The organism is Acidisphaera rubrifaciens HS-AP3 (assembly GCF_000964365.1).
In the GTDB taxonomy this organism is placed as follows: Bacteria; Pseudomonadota; Alphaproteobacteria; order Acetobacterales; family Acetobacteraceae; genus Acidisphaera; species Acidisphaera rubrifaciens.
In genome coordinates, this window is sequence record NZ_BANB01000675.1 from 1 (window position 1) to 4577 (window position 4577).

5 protein-coding genes and 1 pseudogene are annotated in these 4577 nt (G+C 70.1%); 4 read left to right on the plus strand and 2 right to left on the minus strand.

Translation table 11 applies throughout. From position 1 onward, the window contains the following. The 3 genes from argC to B8460_RS16230 form a co-directional block, all read left to right on the plus strand. The coding region (gene argC / locus B8460_RS16220) for an N-acetyl-gamma-glutamyl-phosphate reductase (protein ID WP_048862654.1) at positions 1-733 on the plus strand (733 nt) is incomplete at its 5' end. Then, positions 723-1307 carry a gamma carbonic anhydrase family protein gene (locus B8460_RS16225; RefSeq protein ID WP_241771215.1) on the plus strand — a complete coding sequence of 195 codons (585 nt, stop codon included), beginning with the start codon at positions 723-725 and terminating at the stop codon, positions 1305-1307. The genes argC and B8460_RS16225, both read left to right, overlap by 11 nt. 107 nt (positions 1308-1414) lie before the next feature. After that, positions 1415-1567 carry an entericidin A/B family lipoprotein gene (locus B8460_RS16230; protein WP_084623771.1) on the plus strand — a complete coding sequence of 51 codons (153 nt, stop codon included), beginning with the start codon at positions 1415-1417 and terminating at the stop codon, positions 1565-1567. A 58-nt stretch (positions 1568-1625) separates the two neighbouring features. On the opposite strand, the gene B8460_RS16235 is transcribed toward B8460_RS16230, so the two are convergent. Both B8460_RS16235 and B8460_RS16240 read right to left on the minus strand, forming a co-directional pair. Further along, positions 1626-2171: an ester cyclase gene (locus B8460_RS16235; RefSeq protein WP_084623773.1), complete on the minus strand. Its 546-nt coding sequence runs from the start codon at positions 2169-2171 to the stop codon at positions 1626-1628. Positions 2172-2185: 14 nt separating this feature from the next. Further along, on the minus strand, positions 2186-3949 hold the full coding sequence (locus B8460_RS16240; protein ID WP_241771216.1) for a PHA/PHB synthase family protein: 1764 nt from the start codon (positions 3947-3949) through the stop codon (positions 2186-2188). Between the two features lie 195 nt (positions 3950-4144). On the opposite strand from B8460_RS16240, the pseudogene B8460_RS16245 reads away from it, so the two are divergent. Beyond that, positions 4145-4577, plus strand: a pseudogene (locus B8460_RS16245) (hypothetical protein); the annotation flags it as partial.

Below are 4577 nucleotides of genomic sequence, written 5' to 3' on the forward strand. Positions count from 1 at the left end.
GGACGCGCCGCGCATCCTGGACGCGAGCACGGCGCACCGGGTCGCGCCGGGCTGGACCTATGGCTTCGCCGAACTGGCGCCCGGGCAGGCGGCGCGCATCGCCGGGGCGGCGCGGGTCGCCAATCCCGGCTGCTACCCAACCGGGGCGGTGGCGCTCTTGCGCCCGCTGGTCGATGCGGGGCTGCTGGCGCCGGATCACCCGGTCACGATCAATGCCGTCAGCGGCTATTCCGGCGGCGGGCGGGCGATGATCGAGGCGCATGCGCGCGACGGCGGGCCGGCATTCGAGCTGTACGCGCTCGGGCTGGAGCACAAGCACGTGGCGGAGATCGAACGCTATGGCGGGCTGACGCGCCGGCCGCTCTTCGTGCCTTCGGTCGGGCATTTTGCGCAGGGGATGGTGGTATCGATCCCGCTGCATCTGGACACGCTGCCGGGCCGGCCGACGGGCGCCGACCTGCACGCGGCGCTGGCCGCGCGATATGAGGGGGCGGCGCTGATCGGGGTCGCGGCGGGGGCGCCGGCGGCGCTGGATGCGGCCACGCTTGCCGGCAGCGACCGGATGGAGCTGTTCGTCGCGGCCAACGAGGCGCGGCGGCAGGCGGTGCTGATTGCGCGGCTGGACAATCTGGGAAAGGGTGCGTCTGGGGCTGCGGTGCAGAACCTCGCGCTCATGCTCGGCGACGCCGCCGGGACGGCGTCCACGCACGCGGAGGCGGCCGATGTCCACTGAGCCCTTCACCATCAGCGGCATGCGCCGGCCCGAGGCGCTCGGCGGGCCGCTGTATGCGCTGGACGGCGTGGCGCCGCGCATCGCGCCCGACGCGTTCATCGCCCCCACCGCCGCGGTGATCGGGGACGTGGAGATCGGCGCGCAATCGGGCGTGTGGTTTCAGTGCGTGATCCGCGGCGACACCAACCTGATCCGCATCGGCGCGCGGACCAACGTGCAGGACGGCACGATCATCCACGTCAACCCGGGCGACGAGCGGACGGTGATCGGCGACGACGTGACGATCGGGCACGCGGCGATCATCCATGCCTGCACGCTGCATGACCGCGCGTTCGTCGGCATGGGCGCGACGGTGCTGGACGGAGCGGTGATCGAGAGCGGCGGCGTGCTCGGTGCGGGCGGGCTGCTCAGTCCGGGCAAGGTGATCGGGCGCAACGAGCTGTGGGTGGGGGCGCCGGCGCGGCTGAAGCGGGTGCTGACGGACGCAGAGCGGGCCGGGTTCGACCTGAATGCCCGGGCCTATGTCCACAACGCCGCGCGGTTCCGGGCGGGGCTGCGGCCGGTCGGCGGCTGAGCCCGCCGGGCGCGGAGTTTCGCGGCAGCCTGCGTCAAGCAGTGCAGCCAATCGGCCGCTGCCGCGTTAGGGACCCGGGACAATCACGTCCGGGAAAGGGCCCGAGGATGAGAACACGCATTAGCTTCGCCTTGGCGGTGCTGGCGCTGCTGGCGGCCGTGCCGGTGCTGAGCGCCTGTCACACGGTGCAGGGCGCCGGCCAGGACATCTCCGACACCGGCCAGGCGATCGACAACACGGCCAAGAAGGCGACGCCGTAGCGTCGGCGCCTGCGCAGGCGGGCGGCCGCGGGCCGCCCGCCGGGCGATTGCCGCCGCGTCAGATCGGCTTGCCCTCGCTGCGCGACCAACCTGGCATCATGGCGTTGCTGGGCAGCGTGCGGTCGAGCACCTTGTGCGCCGTCGCCGCGCCCGCGACGGGCAGGCCCTTGGGATCGAGCAGGCCGACCTGCACCAGGACGGAGGCCTGATCCCAGTAGATGTGCTCGTGGACGAGCTTGTCGCCGTCGAACTGCACGATGGCGACGAGGGGGATTTCCACGCGCCGTCCGGTGGGGGCGACGCCCGGGAGCATCCACTCGACTTCCGTCGTGTGGGTGAAGCGGATGATCATCTCGTCGACGACGCTGCTCGCGCCGACCGTGCGGCTGACCGGCTCGAGCGTCATGTCGGGCGGGTTGTTAGCGATGAAATGATATTTGTAGAACCGCTTCAGCTCGTCATGACCGACGCCGCCGGTCATGGTCGGGATGTGGTTGACATAGGGCTGCGCGACCATGGTCGCCATGGTGGCGTCGACGTCGCGGGTTTCGAACTCGTAGCGGCAGTGCGCTTCCCACAACGCCACCAGATTCAGGTCGGCCATTCTCGCGGTCCCCCTCAGTCGGTCGATTTGACGCGGACATAGCTGCCGGGCGCGTCCTCGATCACCGGCAGCGGGCCGGCGGCGGGGTCGCGGGCGGGCACCTCGTCCTTGTTGAAGCCGGTCACCCAGCGGTGCCAGTCCGGCCACCACGAGCCGGACATCTCGGTGGCGCCGGCGAGCCATTCGTCGGCGCTGCTCGGCAGGTCGGTGTTGATCCAGTGGCTGTATTTGCCGCCCGGCGGATTGACGACGCCCGCGATGTGGCCGGAGGCGGCGAGCACGAAGCGCTTCGGCCCGCCGAGGAGCTGCGTGCCGCGATAGGTCGAGCGCCAGGGCGCGATGTGATCCTCGCGCGTCGACAGGAAATAGGCGGGGGTGCGGACGCGGCCGAGGTCGATCGGCACGTCCGACAGGGTGATGCCGCCCTGCTCGCGCAGCCGGTTCTGCTGGTACATCTGGCGCAGGTAGAAGCTGTGCATGCGCGCCGGCATGCGCGTGGAATCGGCGTTCCAATAGAGCAGGTCGAAGGGGAACGGCTCGTTGCCCATCAGGTAGTTGTTGACGACGAAGGACCAGATCAGGTCGTTGGCGCGCAGCATGTTGAAGGTGGTCGCCATCTCCGCGCCTTCGAGATAGCCGCGCCGCTGCATCTTCTCCTCGAGCGCGGTGAGCTGTTCCTCGTCGATGAAGACCGCGAGTTCGCCCGCCTGTTCGAAGTCCATCATGGTGACGAAGAACGTCGCCGCCTTGATGCGGTCGTCGCCTTTCGCGGCCATGTAGGCGAGGGTGCAGGCGAGCAGCGTGCCGCCGAGGCAGTAGCCGATGGCGTTGACCTCGCGCTCGCCGGTGATGCGTTCGATCGCATCGAGGGCGGCGAGGTAGCCCTGGTGCATGTAGTCGTCGAAGCCCTTTTCCGCGAGCCGCTCGTCGGGATTGACCCACGAGATCACGAACACGGTGTGGCCCTGCGACACCGCCCAGCGGACGAAGCTGTTCTTCGGCCGCAGGTCGAGGATGTAGAACTTGTTGATCCAGGGCGGCCCGATCAGCAGCGGGCGGCGCAGTACCTTGGCCGTGGTGGGCGTGTACTGGATGAGCTGCATCAGCTCGTTCTGATAGACGACCTTGCCCGGCGTCACGGCGATGTTCTCGCCGAAGCGGAACGCCTCCATGTCGGTCATCTTGATCGACAGCTTGCCGCGCCCGCGCTCCAGGTCGCCGAGCATGTTGTTCAGCCCCTTGAGCAGGTTCTCCCCGCCCGTCTCGGCGGTGCGGCGCAGCACCTCGGGGTTGGTGAGGAGGAAGTTGCTCGGGCTCATCGCGTCCACGAACTGGCGCGAGTAGAAATCGACCTTCTGCGCGGTGCGCTGATCAAGCCCGTCCACCTGCCGCACCACGTCCTGCACGAAGCGGGCGGACAGGAGGTAAGACTGCTTGATGAAGTCGAACACCTCGTTGTCGTGCCAGGCCTCGTCCTTGAAGCGGCGGTCGCCGGCGGCGTCGATGACGGGCTCGCTCTCCATGCCCATCATGCGCCGGGCGGTGTTCTGCCAGAGCGTCATGTAGTCCTGCCAGAAGCCGATCTGCGCCTGCATCAGCGCCGCCGGGTTGGCCATCAGCCGCGCCGTCATCTCGAGGAAGGCGCCGCCGATGTTCAGCGGGTCGAGCTCGACCCGGCCGTCCTGTCCCGCCCCGGCGCCGCCCTCGGCGCGGGTGGCGGCCTGGCGGCGCAGCCAGTCGCTGACGATGCGTTGCGATCGTTCGGCGATGGTTGCCATGGACCGGCCGATCATGGCCGGATCCGGCATTTTCATGGCCGGCGGCTCCGCCGGTCCGACAGGATCAGCTCCCTGCGTGTCAGCCATGGACGTGTCCTTCCGTTGGGCCACGCCTGCGGCTACACACGGGCGCCGGGCGGCAGGCGGCGCGATCGCCGCATGCGGGACGTTTCAGGCGAGGCCGGAGTCGGACGTATGACACAGATCGGCTGGCTGCAAGACAGGCTGCACGCCGGGCGCGAGGAAGCCGCGGCCCGTCCGCGTCCGGCGCGGGCGCGTCTCGCAGGTGCGGCATGGCGGGGCGCGGCGTCGCGCGGCGCGCCGGCCGTCCTGCTAGCGGTCGCGTGCGGGCTCGCGGGCTGCTCGTCGGTCCCGGAATCGATCAACCCCGTAAGCTGGTGGCACGACATGCAGGGCGGCGCGATCGCGCAGGACCGGCCGCCGCCGCCGGGTGCCACCGATCCGTATCCCAACCTCGCCTCGGTGCCGAACAAGCCGGTGGCGACCACGGCACAGGCGCGGGCGGCGGTGGCCGACGCGCTGGTCGCCGACCGCTCCAACGCGCAATACGCGGCGAGCCAGGCCCCGATCGCCGATCCGTCCTCGCCCGCCGCGTCGCCGCAGCTGT